Annotated in this window: 1 protein-coding gene; it reads left to right on the top strand. The window is 49.3% G+C overall.

Annotated features, from left to right (window positions below; translation table 11 throughout):
* Positions 1–54: 54 nt before the first annotated feature.
* Entirely contained in the window at positions 55–1,014 is a 960-nt protein-coding gene (locus T472_RS06420; protein ID WP_023863446.1) for a D-2-hydroxyacid dehydrogenase, read from the top strand.
* Positions 1,015–1,052: the final 38 nt, after the last annotated feature.

Genomic DNA, 1,052 nt, shown 5'->3' with positions numbered 1-1,052 from the left:
ACTCAATCAAAATTTGTCTTCTGAAACGGAATATGAGAATCGAGGTATATTTATATGAAGATAGTGATACTTGACGGATACACCGAAAACCCCGGTGACCTTTCATGGGAAGGCTTCGAAAAGCTTGGAGAGGTGACGGTATATGACAGGACGCCAGTTGAGATGATTGACGAGAGGATCGGCGATGCAGAAGCTGTCATAATCAACAAGACTCCAATAACAAGGGAGACCATAGCAGCATGCCCTGGCATGAAGTACGTGGGAGTACTTGCAACAGGCTACAACGTGGTCGATGTGGCTGCGGCAAAGGAAGCCGGTATAGCAGTGACCAACATACCTACCTATGGAACCTCGGCGGTCTCACAGTACGTGTTCGCGCTGCTGCTGGAGATATGCCACCATGTCGGAGCCCACTCTGACTCGGTATTTGCTGGAGAATGGGCGAGCAACAAGGACTGGACCTACTGGAAGTATCCTCTCATGGAGCTTTCTGGAAAGACCATGGGAATAATGGGCTTCGGAAGGATAGGCCAGGCGACCGCAAGGATAGCCCAGGCGTTCGGGATGAAGGTCATAGCATATGACAGCTACAAGATACCTGAGCTTGAGAGTGATACCTGCAGATATGCTGACCTGGACACCCTGTTCAGTGAGTCAGACGTAATAAGCCTGCATGTGCCTCTGTTCAAGGAGACCGAAGGTATAATCAACAAAGACAACATAGCGAAGATGAAGGATGGGGTTATAATAATCAACACATCCAGAGGACCGCTGATAGTTGAAGAAGACCTGAGGGAAGCCCTTGAAAGCGGAAAGGTGTTCGCTGCAGGATCCGACGTGGTTGCGACGGAGCCGATAAAGAACGACAACCCGCTGCTCAGGGCAAAGAACATGATAATCACCCCGCACATAGCATGGGCACCTAAGGAATCAAGGAAGAGGCTCATGGACATAGCGGTGGACAACCTGGAGAAGTTTGTCTCAGGAAGTCCGGTCAACGTAGTCAACAAGTAAACTCCCAATAGATCATCACAGTTTTACCTCTGTGAAAA

The sequence above is a fragment of the Youngiibacter fragilis 232.1 genome (assembly GCF_000495435.3).
Lineage (GTDB): Bacteria > Bacillota > Clostridia > Clostridiales > Clostridiaceae > Youngiibacter > Youngiibacter fragilis.
This window is presented reverse-complemented; position numbering and strand designations above follow the sequence as displayed.